The organism is Bacteroidota bacterium (assembly GCA_034439655.1).
Taxonomy (GTDB): domain Bacteria; phylum Bacteroidota; class Bacteroidia; order UKL13-3; family UKL13-3; genus CANJUD01.
Genome location: JAWXAU010000123.1, coordinates 1 through 19592 on the forward strand (window position 1 = coordinate 1; position 19592 = coordinate 19592).

The window sequence follows — 19592 nt, forward strand, 5'->3', positions numbered from 1 at the left end:
GGGAGCTGTTATTTTGCCACCCCGCCGCAGCGGGCTGCTGTAAATAAAAAAGGGCAGCATTCTAAGTTTTAAAATTCGTGTTTCAAACCTTTATATTTACTAGAATCGAATTATGAAGAGGTCTAATGAAAAATAGATGGATTCTGTCCATTATAAAACATACGAACAATCATTCCTACAAATCTGCTAATCTCTGGCATATATATTTTTGTTAAGCTGTTGTCGCACTTTTAACTTTCAACTTCTCACTTTTAGTTCGTCGCGGCGAATAACTTTTAGTTTTTAGTTTTCCCTTACTTCAACCCAGCTCTCTTCACAAAAAACGGCAGCAACACTTGGTTGAAATCATCACTCACAAAAGCTTCATTATATTCTACTTTATACTTACGGCAAGTTTCCATAAGTGCGGTTTTAAAATCGGTCATTTGTTGCAGATAATGTTCTTTTACTTGGGTGGGCATAATCTTTAAGGTCTCACCTGTTTCTATATCTTCAAATAAGAAAGGGCGGTTGCTAAATTCAAACTGCAATTCGGTTTCCTTATGAGCCACATGAAATAATATAACTTCATGTTTCATAAAACGCAAATGTTGCAAGGCTCCAAATAGTTCTTCCATATTATTGGGGTCTTCCATCATATCGCTAAATATAACCACCAGCGAACGTTTGTGCATGGTCTCGGCAAGTTGGTGCAGCGAATGGGCTATGTTTGAGTGGACATGCTCGGGCTGTGCGGCTAATACTTCATCAAGTTTGTTAAATATAATTTGTTGGTGCGACAAGGTAGAACGGGCAGGAGTGGTATATTTTACCCCATCATTAATTAGCGATACACTAAAGGCATCGCGTTGCTTGCGTAGCATATAGGTAATAGCAGCGGCAGCATATACCGAGAATTTGATTTTGTTCAACGTGTTTTGCGGGTAATACATACTGCTGGAAGTATCAATCACCAAATGGCATCGAAGGTTTGTTTCATCCTCGTATCGTTTTACAAATAATTTGTCGCTGCGGCCCAATAGTTTCCAATCAATATGGCGTGTGCTTTCGCCAGGATTATATACACGGTGCTCGCTAAACTCAACCGAGAAACCATGGAAGGGGCTTTTGTGCAAGCCTGTAATGAAACCCTCTACCACTTGGCGGGCAAGCAGTTCCATGTTCTTATATTGTTCCAGTTCTTCTATTTTTATATGTGCTGCCATTTGTTTTTTGTAGTTGATTTTGTTTCGGTATAGCGAATTAAAACTGAAAAAGTTCCTCGGCCTAGTTGCAGTGCAAATATATATAATTAACAGAAACTTTATAAAATCTATTTGCGGCATCCATATAAATCCTTTTATTTCGCATTAAAATATAACAACACATGAAAAAATTCATATTGGGTACAATGGTCATATTGGCCACGGTGTTTGCCTCCAACACTTTTAAGCCTGCATCTATAGCACCCGCAGCTCTTTCCGAAGGAAGCATTACCTTTACCACAGAAGTGAAAGCCGATAGTGGGAGCGAAATGGAGCAGCAGGCACAAATGATGGATGGCATGGAAATGAAAATGAAATTCAAAGGTAAAAAGTTTAGGATGGATATAAATATGGCCATGTTCAAAACTAGTATCATCACCCCCGATGGCGAAGAAATAATTACACTAGTAAACGGAATGGGACAAAAAATGGCTATTAAAGGTAGTAAAAAAGACCTTAAGAAAATGGCCAAACTAAAAGGAGAATCTGATACACCTGAAAAGTATACAGCAACTACCGAAACCAAAAAAATACTAGGCTATACTTGTAAAAAATATACATCAACAATTGTGGTCGAAGGAAAAAAATATACAAATGCGATATGGGCTACTGAAGAAATAACCGCAAGTGCAGAACTAATGAATAATAATGCCGAAGGTTTAAAAGGGTTCCCGCTCGAATTGTTCACTTATAACAAAGGACTTAAAACACATATGGTTGCTACCAATATAAGCAAAGAAGCTCCCGCCGATGCCGATTTTGAGATCCCCAAAGGTTATGAAGTGAAAACCATAGACGAAGTAATGCAACAAATGCCTGGTGGTGGAGAGTAATTTATTGAACAGTTGACAGTGCCATTATGGCAACTATATATTGCGTAATATTCACCAACTTCAAACTTCAAACTCCCTTCGCCGCGGCGAACCAACTTCCAAACTTCCAAACTTCCAAACTTCAAACTCCAAACTCCAAACTCCAAACTTCAAACTCTCCCCTACTTTTGCAGCCAAATTCCATAACTATTATATAACAAAAAATCAATGAACATTCACGAGTACCAAGGCAAGACCATTTTAAAACAATACGGTGTAGCCATTCAAGAAGGCATAGTTGCCGATACCGCTGATGGCAGTGTAGAAGCAGCCAAGCAATTACAAGCCGATACAGGCACCAGTTGGGTAGTAGTAAAAGCACAAATACATGCTGGCGGACGAGGCAAAGGTAAAATTGAAGGAACTGAACAACGTGGCGTGGCACTCGCTAAAACGCTTGACGATGTGAAAACGATTTCAGGAAATATATTGGGCGGCACGTTGGTTACCATACAAACTGGCCCAGCCGGAAAGAAGGTAAATAAAGTATTGGTAGCACAAGATGTATACTATCCTGGTGCTTCTGAAATCAAAGAATTTTATATGAGCATTTTGCTCGATAGGCAAACCAACCAAAACGTAATAGTTTACTCTACCGAAGGCGGAATGGACATAGAAGAAGTAGCACATAGCACTCCGCATTTAATACACAAAGAATATATAAACCCCAGTGTAGGTTTGCAAGGTTTCCAAGCACGCAAAATTGCTTTCGGGCTTGGCCTTGGTGGCGAAGCACACAAGCAAATGGTAAAATTCGTTACCTCATTATATACTGCCTATGTAAAAATAGATGCAGCCATGTTCGAGATTAACCCCGTATTAAAAACCAGCGACGATAAAATTATAGCGGTCGATGCGAAAGTAAACCTCGACGACAATGCCCTGTACCGCCACGCTGACCTAGCCGCTTTCCGCGACTTGGCCGAGGAAGATCCTACCGAAGTGGAAGCTGCAGAGCATAACCTCAACTATGTGAAGCTCGATGGCAATGTAGGCTGCATGGTTAACGGTGCAGGACTGGCCATGGCAACAATGGACATTATCAAACTAAGCGGCGGCGACCCAGCCAACTTTCTCGATGTGGGCGGCACAGCAAATGCTACCACTGTAGAAGCAGGCTTCCGTATTATACTAAAAGACCCCAATGTAAAAGCCATACTTATCAATATATTTGGTGGCATTGTTCGCTGCGACCGCGTAGCACAAGGCGTTGTAGATGCCTATACCAATATTGGCAATATTAATATACCTATTATAGTTCGCTTACAAGGCACCAATGCTACCGAAGCTAAGAAACTAATTGATGATAGCGGACTGAAAGTATTTTCTGCTATTACTTTAGAAGAAGCTGCTAATTTGGTGAAGAGTTCGTTGGCGTAAAATATATCAGCACAGGACACTACTTTTTCTCAAATTAATTTACCAGTTCAATTGTAGCTATAAACATAGCAGACCCTAAACATTCTGCATTTAATAGTACCATCTATACTGAACGTATGATGGCGAAGCAATCGTCCCTCAATACTGATAATAATACCGAAACTCAATATATAATAGTCCAAAAGAAAGGGACTAATCCCGAATGCTTTCGGGATGTAGTGCGGCATTACCATTCTACAAACTAATCCGCCTGAGGCGGAGAACTATTATAGGTTAAGAATTGGTATAATATAAATATAGAATAAACAAAAAAAAAAGAGCTACAGGAATTCACCCATAGCTCTTTTTCTATATTGTTATTTGGTCTTATTTATTCCCTGCCGCTTTTTTCTTAATGGCAAAATCGAAACAACGTATTACTTCGCATTCTTTGCAGTCTTGATCGCGGAAGGTGAACTTCACGCATATAGTTCCTTTCAATTCGCAGCAGTCGATGGCTGGCACAGGTGGTAATATATAACTGATGCCTACATTGGTATTGTTGGGTATGCTAAATATGGTATTGTTGTTCCAGATTACTTCGCGTGGATTTTGGTAAGCTCCTGACCCACTTCCATTAAATGAAGGAACTGTAGTGCCGCCATACATGGTAATAGCTGGAGGTACAGTTACTATATTGGTTGCAGTTGAAACACTTGCCCAAGTAAATGGAAGGTTTACGCATTTGAGGCATTCTTTACCGAAGTTGTCAGTAATATTATAGCTTACCACATTGGCACGCACCTCGGAAATGTTTGCGGTGCTTAGCCCGCTGATGCTATAGTTTTCGGTTACCACTGTGGCATTGGGTATAAGCACATAATCGTACTTCACGGTTCCTGTGTCAATTGTTATTGTGTAGGGACAGCAACTTGTATCTACATGACAATCGGTGGTGAAACGGATGGTACAGCTATCGCAAATGGTAGTGCCGCACCAACCATAAAGTGTGAGGGTGTAGATACCCGACAGGTTGGTGGTAAAGGTAAGTGGCACGCTGCCCGTTGTGGTTCCTGCTGGCGTAACCAATGTGTAAGTAACAGCCGCATTGCAAGTGGCATCGGCACAGTTGTATACTGCATTAATATTAATTACTTTATTGCATTTTACGACTATGGGTTCATCATCAGGTTTCATGCAGGTAATAAGCTGCGTAATGCCATCAATTTCATATACTTTCTCAGCCCACTTACTTCCTTTACAGCTACAATCTTTGCAAGTAGTTACAAATTTAATAACACAACTATCGCAAATTTTTCCACCACACCAACCATAGAGTGTGAGTATATAGGTGCCTGTTTGCGTAGGTGTGAGGTTTAGGGCAAGAGTGCCTGTTTGCACGCTATTATCCGGCAATAGCAGTGAGTAAGTTACCTTAGGCGGGCAGCTTACGGTATCATTACAATGAAATGATGTATTGATGGTATAAGTTTGGTTACACCGCAATGTATCCATCTCCTTGCAATGCATTTTGTTCTGTTTACCTGCTTTGGTGGTTACAATAATGTCATCAAAATAACTTTCGCTGCAGTCGCAAGTGTCAGGGCACTTGGGCACTAATACTGAATAAGAATTGCTGGTATCAACACAGCCAGTAGTTTGGTCGGTTATTATTATATAGTAACTTCCTGTCTGCACACCATTGCCCCCATTGTTATAACTAGGGCCTGTATACAAAAAGTTGTTGGTATTGGCATCGTACCAGTTAACAGTATAGTTGGATGCGAATATCCCGATTAATGGATTGGGTGCATAAATAACAAAAGGTCTGACACATTCGCAGGGAATAGAATCGCAGTAATGCGGGAATAGTCCTGCCGAGGGTCTTCTATTTACCGTGACTGCTGTGCTAGAGGTGCAACCTGTTACAGTGTCAGTATAGGTGGCAATATAAGTTCCTGCTGCCACTACTGTAATGCTGGGCGTGGTGCCACCATTATTCCAAGTTATATTGTTTGTATAATTGGTTACAGTTAAGGTGATAGGTACTCCTTCGCATAGCGTGCCAACAGGGGAGATGACAGGAGGTGCGGGAGGTGCATTTACCGATACAGTCATGGAGCAAGTATCGCTACAACCGTATTGGTTTGTTACGACCAAGTTGAATACGGTGGTGCTGGAAACAAACATCATATATACAGGTCCTACTCCTAGTTGCGAGCCATAGTTTCCGTTCATATACCATTTATTGGTGTCTCCGTTTACTTGGTTGGCGGTAAGGGTTACCATTCCGCCGGGGCTGCACAGGTTCATAGATGGAGAAACATTAAAAATGGCTTTGGGTTTGGCAACCTGTTTAACCGCCACTGTATTTGATATACATTGACATCCGTTACTATTTGTAATTACCACATGATAATTGCCTACTACATTGGTGCTATAGTTATTGGCGTTATTGGTTCCAGGAGCTGCTACAAAAGTATTAGGCATTGTTTCTACTTCCCACAAATAACTATATCCAGCCACATTAGGCGTAGTTAGTGTTGCATTCCCACCTGGGCATATAAAGCCAGGTTGGATGGTGCAACCGTTTATTCCTTGCCATACTTTTATAGAGATACTATCTTTACAGGTATTGCCTAACAAATCTGTTACTAGTAAAACAACAGGAACATTGTTAGAAGGATTGGCATAAGAGTGTGAGGTAGGTGAAGTGAACGCAGTTCCGCCATCGCCAAAAGTCCAACTATAGGTTACAAAGGGACTTGGATTTGATGAGAAAACTACGGGCACTCCTGTGCAAGCGGGGGCTGTACTATTAATAGCCAGTTTGATATATTTTACAGTATCAATTGCGGTGTTCGTGCAAGTAATATTATTGGGTCCGCCTAAGCCATTATTATACGATATAGTTAATGAAACAGGATAGTTGCCCGGCGAAGTATAGCAATGCATAGCTGGGTTTGCAACCGCAGTGGTAAAGCCATCACCAAAATTCCATAAATAAGTTACGCTAGCTGGATTGGGTGCAATAACTATAGAAGTATTGGTGACCGTTACACATCCATTGCATCCCAAAGTGCGGGTAAAAATGGCTTCTATAGGCACAGTTACAGTTGTTGAAACACAATTGCCAGTGCAGCTAGTAGGGTTGGGAGATGGAGGCCCAACGCAGAACTTAACACAGTAAACACCTGCATGTATATAAGTATGGGTGATTGGTACATTGGAATAACCAGTATCGGTACCACCATCGCCGTAATCCCAAATAATAAGTGCTCCTGTTGGGTTGGGTGTAGTGCCAGTGAACCGAAATTTATTACAGCTTAGTTGTTTGGCTTGGGTAATTTTTGGCTTGTTCACATCGGGGCAGCATACTTTGGCCACGTTAAAAGCAGCAGTGCGAGTGCAAGTGCCATAGCTTACTACCACATAGTAGAGACCAGGTAGCGTAGCTAAATATGTGTTTGATAAAGCACCCGTAACCGTTGGTCCTTGCACTGAAGTGCCAGTAGGATAAGTGCCGCTATACCATTGGTATGTAAAAGAGCCCGCACCTGGAGCAACTATATTAATCCCTAATTGCTCAAACATACCACTGCCTACGCCGGTGCATCGACCCACGCCACAGGTTACTGGCAATATTTTAAATGGATCGGGGACGAAGAAACTTTTGGTGAACGAGCAACCGCCTTTAGTTACGGTACAAGTATAATTGCCATATACGGTAAGGTTGGTAATAGTTTGAGTAGTACCACCATTCGACCAAGCATAAGTAGATCCAGAAGGTGCACCCACCGCAGTAAGTGAAACACCGCCAGGCAAACATACATTTGTGCCTGACATAGTAATGCTAAAGGTAAATTTGGGGAAAATATAAATATTAGTTATAGATGTATTGCCACAGCCGGTGGATGCAGTAATGGTTACTGGACCCCAGGGGCCAGTTCCAGCTTGACCGTGCCAAAGTACTGTGATTCCATTTGTGCCTTGCCCACCTGTAATAGTTCCGTTACTTGACGGAGAGATAGTCCAGGTAACTGTTGTTCCTGCAGGTACATTGCCACCTGATAATGAATAGTTTTCGGTCCCATCTACACAAACACTGTCATTGCCCGCGATGCCGCCTACCGTTGCTGCTACCGTGGTTTTGGTAGTGGCAGGTGTAGCACAAAATGGGGCAGCACTTTGTCTCAATATCACTGATAAAGTCCCGGGGACACTTGTCCATAATACAGTTACATTATCGCCAGTTATAGTTGGTGTGATATTGCCGGGCTGAAATGAGCCGTTTGTTATAGTCCATTCATAATAGTATCCAGTAGGTGCCACTGGTGTCATATTATAATTATATTGGCTATTTGCACATACCGTGTCAGGGCCTTGTATAGTGCCATTGCTAGGCACAGGCACCACTTTTACACTGGTAGATGCGGTGGTATTGCAGAAGGAATTGCTTAAATTGGTAGCGGTTACTACAAAGGTTCCAGTACCAACACTTCCAAACAATGGGCTATAGTTTGGTGTGCCTAAGCTAAATGAAGGCGATACTCCAGTAATGGGCAATATCGACCAGTCAAATGTTCCACCAGGAGAAGTGCCGAAAAATCCGCTTTGCCCCACACATACAGTTGCAGAGCCCATTACGCTAAACCTTTGTTTGGGTATAATGGTTAAACTTCCTGTTGAAGAACAACACAAATGTTTGTTGTTAAGAAATATGGTCAGTTGATAGGTATTGCTGGGTATTGCATTTGCCCAATTAATCCATACGGTATTATTGTCGGGGTAAGTGCTTAATAAATTATTGGCATTGGTAGCCGTGGTCACATTCATTAAAGTCCAAGTGTAAAATGTGCCTGGTAAATAAGGTACAGTATACGATGCATTGCTGGTATTGCAGGGCGATATGGGACCAACAATAATGGGAGAAGACGGAAGGATGGGCACCGTAGCATAGGCAATACAGCCTCCGCATTGTACCGAGATTTGTCCTTGTGGGTTTCCATTACCCCATACAATAGTAACTTGGTTTCCATTGGTTGAAATAATTGCTCCTCCCACAGGTATGCCCCAAGTAGGAGTTACACAACCAACCGCTGTATAAGTGGCAGTATCGCCTGCACAAACGGTGCTGATACAGTCAATTTTAATATTGCCATTTACTACAGTAACTGTATCAATAAATGTATCTGCACAGCAAGTAACCAACGTCATTGAATCGCCTGGGTTGCCTAAAGTTCCACCACCGCCAGGCACTAGTATAGTACTGTATGCAACAAGTGTAACTATATAAGTTCCCGCACTATTATATATATGTGTTGGATTGGTAAGCATAGAATTATTATTTACACCCGAAGCAGGGTCGCCAAAATTCCAACTATAGGATGCTACACCAGCAAATGTGGTAGTATTGGTAAAGTTGGTTATTGAATTCGGACAGGCATTATTGGGCGAAAATGTGAAGCTCGCATTAGGCTTGTCTCGCACATTGACTTCAAGGCATTTTGTAAAAGTATTTCCAAAGGCGTCAGTCACTGTAAGCGTCAGCACATAAGTTCCTATAACTGGCCATGTGATAGTAATACTTGGAGCACTTGTACTTGGATTGATAGTGGGCGAGGCTGGACCCGAGGTAATAGCCCATAGATAAGTGGCCCAAGTGCCCGCAGCACTGTAAGGATAAGTTTCGCCAACACATGCCGAGACAGGAGTACAATCTCTTTTAGGTTGTGTGCTTCCTCCGTTATGGTCTTTTGCAGGTTTGTAGCAATCGGGCTGCTGATATAATATCTCTACTTGACTACAATTTTGTGCTGCAAGTTTTGTTTGTGATGCAATTGAAACAATAACAATCGCCAATAACATCAGTACGTATTTTTTGGTGTTAAATATCTTTTTCATAGCCGTTTATTTAGTATTTTTAGTGGGGTCAACCTGAGCACATCCTTGTTTTTTCTTTTCGTAACACACCAACTTGTTGCAGGTAGTACAATCTGTGAACTCTATTTTATAACGTATACACCATCTGAACAAGGCACTGCAACATGGGGTAAGTTGTGGCGTAGTAATATTTATAATCAAGTTTTGCTGTACGCCATTCCATTGCTGGCTATTGGTGCCATTTGTGAAATGACCATAGGTAAGGGCGTCTTTATTACAGGGTATACACAAATCGTTTTCAGGCACCATTTCGAAGTATACCAAATCGGCCTTAATAGTTTTAATAGTTTTTGGCGGTGAGGTGGTAATCGTTACAGGTTGAACTAGTGAAATCGTATTGTTATTTATATCAATTTGATTTGGTGCAGGTGCAGCGAGCGTAAAATATTTTGAATCGCATGCGTCGCATTTACAAGTTACATTGCTATCACACAAATAGTCTTCAGCATTCTTGCCCGGGTCACCCAATTTTTGAATTTTTGTTTTAATGCAAATATTGCTGAGCGAAGGGCTTGCACTAATAATACCCGTTACCGTTAGCGTTCCACCCGATGGGGCAATGGGGGTACCCAGCGGTGGCGAGAAACTTGAAATTGTAGCCCCTCCCGGTGTGCTGCTGTACACGCTGATGTTTTGAAATACCGCAGTGGAATTATTAAGGTTTGTAATTATATAAGAAAAAGTGTATTGTCCGGGTGTATCAGTGCATTTTACCACAAACGAATCGAGCTCAATAATATATTGTGTGACTATATTGAACCAAAACGGTTGGGCAAATCCATAACCATCTACCAATTGTCTATCTTCGCCATCCATTGGGGTTACAGTCCATGCATATTTTTTTCCTACTTCGGGCAACGGATAGTCGTTAGGCCATTGCGTTTGGTATACTCCTTTATAATCTTTTTCTATTATGGCTTGATTGCTCCTGATGGCTGTTATATAATCCTGTCCATCCATCACTTCAAAAACCTTTAACCGATAGGTCACAATTTCCCTTGGCGATGGAATTACTGGAGTCCACCTAAATATAATATTATTTATATTCTTATCTGAAATTGTTTCAGTATTCCCCGGGGTTTGTAAAATGGGTGCTTGGTACGAAACGATATTGAACATTTTGTGCGTAGAACCAGAAGTGCCAATGGTTGCACCCGTTAAGGGATCGGTAATAGTTACTTCAAATTTGTAATGGTCGTCAGGAATACGCCCAGTTCTGCTCATAGTTTTTTCAAGACTACCTTTATAGTTTACCGCATATAAAGGGAAAATATCATCAGGGTTATATTGGTTTACACCCGGCGGTACTGTTAAGATAGGCATTTTGGATGCATCGGTAGCTGCAACCGATACTCCTCTGCTATCAAATAATTCAGTCCTCACTTTCACGTTCAAATCGCTTGTGCCTGTATTATTTATAATAAGGGTAGCGGTTTCAGCCCTATCTGGCCAATCGGAAATATAGGGCGATGGAGAAGAACTCATAATAAGCTGAATGCTTTGTGCACTATTACTGCCTAGTGAAAGGCAGAAGAAGAATGCCAGGAAAGTAAATTTATGATACATAATCTTAAAATTTATAAATGATGGAAGTTCTTAAAAAATTTTCTCTGTAGGATAATCCAGGTCGTGTTTCACCATAATGAAACATATTGATGGAAGTATTCAATGAGAAAAAGAGTTTCTGGGTCAATGCATATTTGGCACCCGACAATATCATAACTTGGGAGCCTGAAGATGCTGAATTTATTTCGTTATGAGCAAGCATAATACCAGCGGTGGTGCTCAGTTTCTTTTTAAAGAATTTATAGCCGAAGTTCAACCTCAGCGATTTAGTTAACAAGCTACCGTACGATGCATTATTGTCGAAATAACTAAGCATGGTGCTAAACGAAAAAGGGTTTTTTAACATGGACAACATATAGGACAATGCAATATTGTCGGCTTCATTGGCATTTAATGCACCACTAAGCACATTAAAATCTTTAAAGGTATTTTGTGAATACATCAGCGTGAAGTTGTTCAGACTTTTTGAGGAAGTGTAGGTATATGAAGGACTGATGCTCCACGACCAACTTACCATTTCCAATCGAAAGGTATCGTTCATCACGCTGTTACGGTATCCGAAATTGGAAAAAGAAGCAGCAATTGAAATTTTATCCGAAAATCGGGCATTTATGTTTGCACTTCCGATAGATTGAGTAGTGGTTGCTGCCTTTGTTCCTGACACGTTATTTGCCCTTTTGCCTATGGAGCCTGAAACTTGTAGTTTGCTTTTGAAAAGGGTGAAACGTGGGTCAACTGTTACCTCAAGCCTATCGGTTTGTAGAAAGGGATACCCCATGGGTACAAAGCCATCGCCGTAGTATGTCGCAACTGTTTTAATTCCAAAGTTTTTCCTATCAGTACCAATACTCAACACCGATGCATAATCCAATCGTGCTGATCCGTTTTTGGTAAAAATCCCCAATGGGTTGAAAGATGAAGATGGAGCAGGAACCTCATCGGAACTCATGTCTCGGGTAAATGCAGAGGCAGCTACTTCTCCTTTTATATAAATCTGTTTGCTTAAGTTTATTCTAAAATCCAAGGAACTCAAAAACCCTGATTGGGGCATTGCTTTCGAAGGTTTTACTTGCAATGAAGAGGTATCGTCCTTCATCATACTTTGTATAAAATAAATATGTGACGAGTCTTGGTGGCCAAAGCCCGTTTTAATCGAATATATTTTGCGGGAATATATACCACTGATATTGTTTTTTAAATTTTCTTCGATCGCTAATTGCGAACTGCCGCTAAAACAAGATAGACGAAATTTGCCAGGCGATAAATTAATGCCTGTGCCCCATACTGCAATATTGCCCACACTCAGTTCAGAATAGTTAGGCGATTGCGACCCGAGAATTAGCTGTGCCCATTTATATTTGGGAGCAATTGCTACCCTGTTGAGTGGGTTTCGCATCACCTGTTTCAAATTAGCTAAACTTACGCCCGTCATTGCAGGGGCATAGGGAAGAATATCGCCATACTGACCCGTGGGCAATGCCATGGTAATAGGCATAGAAAAGTCTTTTGTGCTTAGTGTGGTATTTATAATCAACCTACACAAAGTGCCAGGTCTGCGAGCCTTTACGACCCCACCCTCTGACTCCATTTTGTAGAATTCTCCGTGCAAACCAATATCTCCGCCTAGGGTCACCAATTTCTTTTGTTGTTGCCCCATAACCACATGCCCCATTAAACAAATGGCAAGTACTAGATAGCTATGGGTTTTACGAGAAATCATGGATTAAAAGTGGATTACATAAGGTGTGGTTTGAACGCAAATGTAAATATAATTTTATTATTCCAATCATAATTTGTTTACGTTTAGCAGACAAATTAATAAACGGTAAAGAATAATTAAAGAACTCAATGTAAGTGCTTAACGAAAGGCTGGGAGCCTTGCATGTTTTATGCGGACCACTTTAATATAACAAAACACCACTGCTGTATGGCATGGGTTCTTTAGGTTTAATCGGACTATAAATTCTTTGCCTTTAGCAAGCCGATTGCATCCCCCCGCCGCGGCGGGGCTATCGCGGACGGCTCGGGTGTGAGTATAAATATATATAACAAAAGAACCCTTGCTGTTGGGTTTAGGGTTCTTTTAAACTGTGAAAGATGCAAATTGGTTTTACTCAATAACTATACGTTGTGTTTCCTCTCCCAAGCGAAGGAAATATATTCCTTTGGCCAAATAAGAAACATTAACATCGAGCGTGTGTGCTGCATGTTGTATATTGTCTTTATATACCAACTCGCCCAGCACATTATTATATACTTATTTGTTGTTCAATATTGTCAGGTTTGTTAAACGCTATCGTAAAACTACCTAAGCTAGGGTTCGGGCATATCTTAAAACTAGAATTGGTATTGCCTCCCGCAGTGGGTTGCCCAATACCCACGCCAAATTGATTACCCAAGCTGTCTGTTTTTACCAAATAGGCTTGCGATTGATTGCCAAAGCTCCACGTACTGCCAGCCAACACATAGCCGCCATCGGTAGTTTTTTGCACACAACTCCCAGCGTCTTGCATTGCCCCGCCATAGTATTTGCCCCAAATTATATTGCCGAGGCTGTCGGTTTTGGCCATATAGGCATCGCCAGCCACATAGTTTGGTGGGTAGCTTGCAGCCATGCTGTGGGCACCTGCAATTATATATCCTCCATCGTTTGTTTGCAGCACCCACGAAAAATAATCGTACTTGGTGATACCATAAGTTTTTTCCCATTTCACATGGCCATCTTGATCAGTTTTTATCAGGTAGCCGCCTTTGTTACCTTTATTATCAGTTCTGCCAACAATGATATAACCACTATCTATCGTCTGTAAAATGTTTAAACCGTACGACATACCTTGGTCGGGCAGGTTTTGAGTCCAAATACTATCGCCATTAGGTTTCACTTTGGTTATGTAAACGCCATAATAGGAAGGGGTGAGCTGGTTCCTCCCTACTATTGTAAAGCTGCCATCTGCATTCACACTTACCCCATACCCTGTGGTTTCCCTTTGGCCACCATATACCTTTTCCCATTGTTTATTGCCAAGCGAGTCCAACTTTAACAAAAAAGCACATACCCCAATAGCAGTGGTCTTCGTACCTGTTATTATATAACCCCCGTCAGAGGTTTTTCGCAAATCTTCTCCAAAATCATAGCAGCTAAATAATTTAGACCAAGTCGTATCGCCTTTGTTATCCATTTTAAGCAAAAATACACCACTACAAGTTTGATAAATGCCTACGCTGCACATACCAATGTAACCTCCATCTATTGTTTGGGTGATAGCCATTCCAAAGCTATTATTAAATCAAAGGGGTATTCTTTGGTCCAAATGGTATCGCCCTTGCTATTTGTTTTAATAAAATAACTTCTGATAGGTGCCGGGCCATTTGATACGCCCGACATAATAAAGCCCCCATCTGTAGTTTGTTCAACAGTATGTAACGTGTCCCACGCTGCTGCTCCGTAGCTTTTTTCAAACAAGATTGTTTGTGCGGCCAGCATATTGCAGTATAAAATAAAGGCAATGCTTATTATATTTCTAATGTTTTCCATATCATTAATTACCTTTTTGAGGGTTTTTCTTTTTGTCTTTATTGTGCAACAATTCCTGCGGCGGGCAGCATTGGTTTATTTGGCCTTGCAGCACATTTAGTTGTATTTGCAAATCGTCTATTTGTGCTTGCTGCTCCTTTATCCCTTCAACTAAAAGGGCAATTAAGCTGTATAATCTATACCTTTTTCGGAGTCTGTCTGCGATGAATCGGGGCTCGTTTTATAAACCACCTCTGGCAATACGGTTTCTACTTGCTGGGCTATAAACCCAATTTGCTTTTTCTGACTGGTGAACGAATCTTGGTTGGTAGAATCAATTGTAAAACCTAAGCGATATGGCTTTAGCCTATATGATACCCCGTTAAGACCTTGTATTTTGGTCATTGCAGCAGAAATGGGTTGTACATCAAACTTATAATTAGAATCAGAGAATTTTACAAAACCCCATTTAGTCCAAACAATACCGTTACCATACACGAAGAAATTGTGACTGTTTTTTGGCAGGCCAAATAGGCTATATTTGTGATCAACTATCTGGTTTTTAGTATAACTGTTATCTACACTTACTATCGAGGACCACTGATAATTTACATCAGGGGTGCCAATATGATCTATTGCAAGTGAGGGGGTGCGATAGCCATAAATGCTAAATTTGCTGCCAAATAAGCGGTTGGAATTACCAAGGACAGCATAGACAGTAGGGTTAAATGGCGATGAAATAAATACATTGCCTCCATTTTCAATTTTAACTTGGCCTTGCGTGTGCATGGCACAAAGTAATAGTGTTATTATTGTTATCTTTTTCATTTTACTGTTTGTTTAATGTTTTCTTATTTAATTTTTTGCACCATAGCATAAAAATCAGCATTGGTACCGCATTCAAACCCATCTCCCAGCAATATAAAATCTGTAGCCTTAAAGCAACTTTGGTATTAGCTGGCACTATATCATTGTTACCACCCGGCCCACCTATTGTAATACTCTTTTTAACCCAGTGTCCATAACCAGCCCACACGTAGTTGTTCAAAACAGTTACTGTTGTCATATTGCTAGTGTCTAGCTTGTATATTTTAAAATAATCAATATCCATATTGTAAGGGGTTAGGGTATTGCTGGTTGTACAATGCGTTTGTTCATTTGGTGCTTTGGTCTGCCCGCCAATAGATATATATACATTCATAGGGACTAGCTGGTCTTGTTCCCAGTTAAAACTTAAAACCATTTTGCCGTCAACAAATATGTCTATATAGTCTGGATTCCATTCACCTGTTACCACATGGTATTTTCCTGCAGCAAAGTCAGTAATTTTATAGGCTGAAGCCTCGGTAATACCCGAGTATTTTTGATCAATTGTTCTGCTATTAGAGTTAGTAAGGGTGTCTCGATGTATTGTGGCCCCACATAGGTTATAACGCTGAGGGGCGGTTTCAAAATAATCAATTTCATAATAGTGCATATTATCAGGCATAGAGGGGCTATGGGGGAACATCCAAAATGCAGGGAACATCCCCCTTACAAGTTCATTATTACCTACGCCTACAGTTGTGCCATACAAATTAATATCAGGCCATCTAAATTTCAGTTCGAAAGCTCCATATTTAAATGCTTGTTGAGTTATTAATTGCCCACCAGTAGTATTAAAATTATGATGACTTTTTTGTCCACCTCCACCAGAGACAGTCCAACAACCATCACACGGATAAGGATAAGTACCTGAATTTTTGTTTGCCTCTAGTTTGCATATCCCATTTGCATCAAATATAATATTTTCACCAAACTCAGTATAATAATTATTGCAACTGTTTGCTGAGTCCCACTGGTGATTACCAAAGGATTCAATAAAAACCCACTTATGGCTCGCTTCTATATTAGCAAAACCTATTGAGTCATTAGCACCATAATTAAAAAATTGTCGCTCCAAATTAAACTCCAGTTAGGGTCGCCTAAGCTAGGTGTCTGCCCGTCACAGGCATAGTTAATCGCAAACATGAATATAAACAGCATAAATTGCCATCGCATTTGGCTAGCATATATTTCAATACGATTTTTAGTTTTTGTTATCATCGATTTTCTATTTATTTGTTGCCTACTACTTATAATGGCGTTCGGCTTTTCCCTATATTTTTATAATGCTACGTTAATAAGCAAGCATTTGTATTTGCTGAGAATGAAATGAGAATAATGACGAAGCCGTGTACTGTTTGCAAGCTTAAAAAATGTTTCGGGAAATGCAATCGGAATACCCTTAATGGGCAGCAAAATACAGCTATTATTGGGGGAGATTATACCCGACAAGTTGTTTTTAAAAGCTATGGATGCGTTATTGTGCATAAAGGCTTAAGAATTAAAAAATATTTTCGGAGACAATGTTAGGTGAAGAAATAATACAATGCAAATTTATTTATTTTTCTCACCCAATGTTTAAAGCCTTAATATAGAATATGTTGTTGAATGGTTAAAAATAATTAAAGAACTTACTGTAATCGTTTAATAAAAGTTTTTTATTTTATATTTCTTTGTTTAATATTTGGTCAATCCCGTCCCATCTTTGCACCGCAAAATGGATTCATACTATGATATAGCAATAATAGGTGGCGGTGCTGCAGGTTTCTTTGGTGCAATAGCAGCGGCTGAAACTGGTGCAAAAGATATTGTTATTATAGAAAAGCAACATAAGTTTTTGCGTAAAGTCTCCGTTTCAGGTGGGGGGCGTTGTAATGTTACCCATAACCAAGCAGATACTTCCGTTTTTGTAAAAGCATACCCACGTGGAGAGAAAGAGTTAAAGCAAGTTTATGCCCGATGGGGGCAGCAGGAAACGATACAATGGTTTGCAAAGCATGGCGTAGAGCTTAAGACAGAAGCCGATGGCCGCATGTTTCCCGTTACAAACGATTCGCAAACTATTATAAATTGTTTAATGGATGAAGCGGAAAAACAACACATTAAATTAATGGATAGCGTATCTGTTGAACATATAAGTTATGATAACAATCAATATATATTAAAAACAAACCGAGGAACTATTACTTGCAAAAAATTATTAATAGCTTGTGGAGGCTTTCACCAAAGCAATTATTATAACTTTATACGCGAACTAGGCCATACTATTATAGAGCCAGTGCCCAGTCTTTTTACTTTTAATATAGAAGATAAAAACTTGCGTAGCCTTAGTGGTATATCGGTACCTAATGGACGTGTGAAAATTGCAGGAATTAAAAAAGGTTGGGAGGGGCCGCTACTTATTACCCACCGTGGCTTGAGCGGGCCTGTTATATTAAAAGCATCGGCATGGGCTGCAAGCGAATTGCATCAGTATAATTACAGGTTCGATATCACTATAAATTGGGGTTGGGCAGCTAACGAACAAGTAGCCATGGAAAGACTACAGAGTGAATATAAAACACAAAAGAAAAAAGTAGGAAATACTTCGTTCGGTACTTTACCACAACGACTACTATATTATATATTTGAACAAGCAGAAATTAATACAGATATGTTATGGGCCGATGTGCCAAAAGCAAGTTTATATAAATTAGCAACTTTACTCACCACACAACAATTAACAGTAACAGGCAAAAGCACCAATAAAGATGAATTTGTAACTGCAGGTGGTGTAGCATTGAATGAAGTTAATATGCAAACGATGGAAAGTAAACTTCACCCAAACTTATACTTTGCAGGCGAAATATTGAATATAGATGGCATCACCGGAGGCTTCAACTTTCAAGCAGCATGGAGCACGGGGAGATTGGCAGGGGAAGGGATGAGATAACAGTTTGTGAGTTGTAAGTTGTGATTTGGCAATTCTGGCGTCAACAAAACTGTTACCTACAAAAACAAAAATCTAACGTAAGCCCATTAACCCCGCCTCGGCGGGAACCATTATTCCTCTCTCCTTCACTATCCTTCTAGTATCTTCGCCCAAGCGAATAAAATAAATCCCCTTTGCCAAATAACTCAAATCAATCGTCCTTTGCGTCTCATTATTCCACACACTATTATACACTTGCTCGCCTAATGTATTATATATAGTTAAGGTCTCTTTTTGTAGTGAACTAGCATATATAATAGTAAAGTTTCCATTTGATGGATTGGGAAATATATCAAAACCGTTATCATTTATTATACTACTAACACCCGAATTCTTTTTCACTGTAAGTAATGCCGCATTGCTTGTGTCAATGCATCCCGCCTCGCTTGCAATACAGCGATAGTTATAACTGTTTTGCGACAATGTAGCATTGCTTATCGTTAAGGTATCGTTACTTACTCCAGCATACTGTCCACCATTAGTAAGGTTTGAAAAACTTGCTCCTGTATTCTCCTGCCATTGGTAACTTGCGGTTTGGCTTAATGCTGAAACTATATATTGTGCATTACTACCTACTATAATACTTTGGCTACTGGGTTGCATAGTAATGGCTAATTTGCAATTTACTTTTAGCGTAACTATATTACTAGTATCCGAACAATTTCCATCAACTATTACACAACGATAAGTATAATTATTTTGCGAAACAGTAACATTGGCTATGGTTAAAGTAGTAGTTATTACTCCAGCATATTGTCCGCCATTATTAATATTGACAAAGCCTGACCCCTTGTTTTTTTGCCAACGATAAGTAGTTGTTTGGCTCGATGTGGCAATTGTATATTGTGCATTGGCTCCCACATTTAATGTTTGGTGGGTGGGCTGGGTGGTAATACTCAAACCGCATTTAACCGTAAGCAACACTACCTTACTTGTATCGGCACAACCTGATTCACTTATTATACATCTATAATAATAATTGTTCTGAGATAAGGTCACATTGCTAATTGATAATGTATTGCTTGTTATGCCGCTATATTGTCCTATGTTCGACAAAGTAGTAAAGCCACTTCCCATATCCTCTTGCCATAAATAAGTTGCATTTTGGCTTGATGCAGTAACTGTATATTAGACCTCTTTCATAATTCGATTCTAATAAGTATAAAGGTTTGAAACACGAATTTTAAAACTTAGAATGCTGCCCTTTTTTATTTACAGCAGCCCGCTGCGGCGGGGTGGCAAAATAACAGCTCCCAAAA

Annotated in this window: 13 protein-coding genes; 3 read left to right on the plus strand and 10 right to left on the minus strand. The window is 40.1% G+C overall.

Annotated elements, in window-relative coordinates:
- Window positions 1-293: 293 nt before the first annotated feature.
- Entirely contained in the window at window positions 294-1205 is a 912-nt protein-coding gene (locus tag SGJ10_08680; protein ID MDZ4758199.1) for a DUF58 domain-containing protein, read from the minus strand.
- Between the two features lie 161 nt (window positions 1206-1366).
- On the opposite strand from SGJ10_08680, the gene SGJ10_08685 reads away from it, so the two are divergent.
- Both SGJ10_08685 and sucC read left to right on the plus strand, forming a co-directional pair.
- On the plus strand, window positions 1367-2077 hold the full coding sequence (locus SGJ10_08685) for a DUF4412 domain-containing protein (GenBank protein ID MDZ4758200.1): 711 nt from the start codon (window positions 1367-1369) through the stop codon (window positions 2075-2077).
- Between the two features lie 207 nt (window positions 2078-2284).
- Window positions 2285-3496, plus strand: a complete 1212-nt coding sequence (gene sucC / locus SGJ10_08690) for an ADP-forming succinate--CoA ligase subunit beta (GenBank protein MDZ4758201.1) — start codon at window positions 2285-2287, stop codon at window positions 3494-3496.
- Between the two features lie 366 nt (window positions 3497-3862).
- Here the strand turns inward: sucC and SGJ10_08695 are convergent, their stop codons facing one another.
- The 8 genes from SGJ10_08695 to SGJ10_08730 form a co-directional block, all read right to left on the minus strand.
- Window positions 3863-9379: a PKD domain-containing protein gene (locus SGJ10_08695; protein MDZ4758202.1), complete on the minus strand. Its 5517-nt coding sequence runs from the start codon at window positions 9377-9379 to the stop codon at window positions 3863-3865.
- A gap of 6 nt (window positions 9380-9385) precedes the next feature.
- A complete protein-coding gene (locus SGJ10_08700) occupies window positions 9386-10984 on the minus strand; it encodes a hypothetical protein (protein MDZ4758203.1) in 1599 nt (532 codons plus the stop codon).
- A 4-nt stretch (window positions 10985-10988) separates the two neighbouring features.
- Window positions 10989-12704, minus strand: a complete 1716-nt coding sequence (locus SGJ10_08705) for a hypothetical protein (protein ID MDZ4758204.1) — start codon at window positions 12702-12704, stop codon at window positions 10989-10991.
- A 390-nt stretch (window positions 12705-13094) separates the two neighbouring features.
- A complete protein-coding gene (locus tag SGJ10_08710; protein MDZ4758205.1) occupies window positions 13095-13229 on the minus strand; it encodes a hypothetical protein in 135 nt (44 codons plus the stop codon).
- Window positions 13230-13233: 4 nt separating this feature from the next.
- A complete protein-coding gene (locus tag SGJ10_08715) occupies window positions 13234-14253 on the minus strand; it encodes a hypothetical protein (protein ID MDZ4758206.1) in 1020 nt (339 codons plus the stop codon).
- Window positions 14232-14519 (minus strand): hypothetical protein, encoded by a 288-nt coding sequence (locus SGJ10_08720; GenBank protein MDZ4758207.1) that lies wholly within the window; start codon window positions 14517-14519, stop codon window positions 14232-14234. Before SGJ10_08720 ends, SGJ10_08715 begins: the two co-directional genes overlap by 22 nt.
- A gap of 162 nt (window positions 14520-14681) precedes the next feature.
- Entirely contained in the window at window positions 14682-15326 is a 645-nt protein-coding gene (locus SGJ10_08725; protein ID MDZ4758208.1) for a tail fiber domain-containing protein, read from the minus strand.
- A gap of 1 nt (window position 15327) precedes the next feature.
- Window positions 15328-16440 (minus strand): family 16 glycosylhydrolase, encoded by a 1113-nt coding sequence (locus tag SGJ10_08730; protein MDZ4758209.1) that lies wholly within the window; start codon window positions 16438-16440, stop codon window positions 15328-15330.
- A 639-nt stretch (window positions 16441-17079) separates the two neighbouring features.
- Between SGJ10_08730 and SGJ10_08735 the strand changes: the two genes are divergently transcribed.
- A complete protein-coding gene (locus tag SGJ10_08735) occupies window positions 17080-18294 on the plus strand; it encodes an NAD(P)/FAD-dependent oxidoreductase (protein ID MDZ4758210.1) in 1215 nt (404 codons plus the stop codon).
- A gap of 72 nt (window positions 18295-18366) precedes the next feature.
- Here SGJ10_08735 and SGJ10_08740 read toward each other — a convergent pair whose 3' ends face one another.
- Window positions 18367-19410 carry a T9SS type A sorting domain-containing protein gene (locus tag SGJ10_08740; GenBank protein MDZ4758211.1) on the minus strand — a complete coding sequence of 348 codons (1044 nt, stop codon included), beginning with the start codon at window positions 19408-19410 and terminating at the stop codon, window positions 18367-18369.
- Window positions 19411-19592 lie beyond the last annotated feature (182 nt).

What these genes read in the sequence shown, in the direction of transcription:
- SGJ10_08680 (MDZ4758199.1), bottom strand. Translation starts at nt 1,205, where the DNA reads ATGGCAGCACATATAAAAATAGAAGAACTGGAACAATATAAGAACATG.
- SGJ10_08685 (MDZ4758200.1), top strand. Translation starts at nt 1,367, where the DNA reads ATGAAAAAATTCATATTGGGTACAATGGTCATATTGGCCACGGTGTTT.
- sucC (MDZ4758201.1), top strand. Translation starts at nt 2,285, where the DNA reads ATGAACATTCACGAGTACCAAGGCAAGACCATTTTAAAACAATACGGT.
- SGJ10_08695 (MDZ4758202.1), bottom strand. Translation starts at nt 9,379, where the DNA reads ATGAAAAAGATATTTAACACCAAAAAATACGTACTGATGTTATTGGCG.
- SGJ10_08700 (MDZ4758203.1), bottom strand. Translation starts at nt 10,984, where the DNA reads ATGTATCATAAATTTACTTTCCTGGCATTCTTCTTCTGCCTTTCACTA.
- SGJ10_08705 (MDZ4758204.1), bottom strand. Translation starts at nt 12,704, where the DNA reads ATGATTTCTCGTAAAACCCATAGCTATCTAGTACTTGCCATTTGTTTA.
- SGJ10_08715 (MDZ4758206.1), bottom strand. Translation starts at nt 14,253, where the DNA reads ATGGCTATCACCCAAACAATAGATGGAGGTTACATTGGTATGTGCAGC.
- SGJ10_08720 (MDZ4758207.1), bottom strand. Translation starts at nt 14,519, where the DNA reads ATGGAAAACATTAGAAATATAATAAGCATTGCCTTTATTTTATACTGC.
- SGJ10_08725 (MDZ4758208.1), bottom strand. Translation starts at nt 15,326, where the DNA reads ATGAAAAAGATAACAATAATAACACTATTACTTTGTGCCATGCACACG.
- SGJ10_08735 (MDZ4758210.1), top strand. Translation starts at nt 17,080, where the DNA reads ATGGATTCATACTATGATATAGCAATAATAGGTGGCGGTGCTGCAGGT.
- SGJ10_08740 (MDZ4758211.1), bottom strand. Translation starts at nt 19,410, where the DNA reads ATGGGAAGTGGCTTTACTACTTTGTCGAACATAGGACAATATAGCGGC.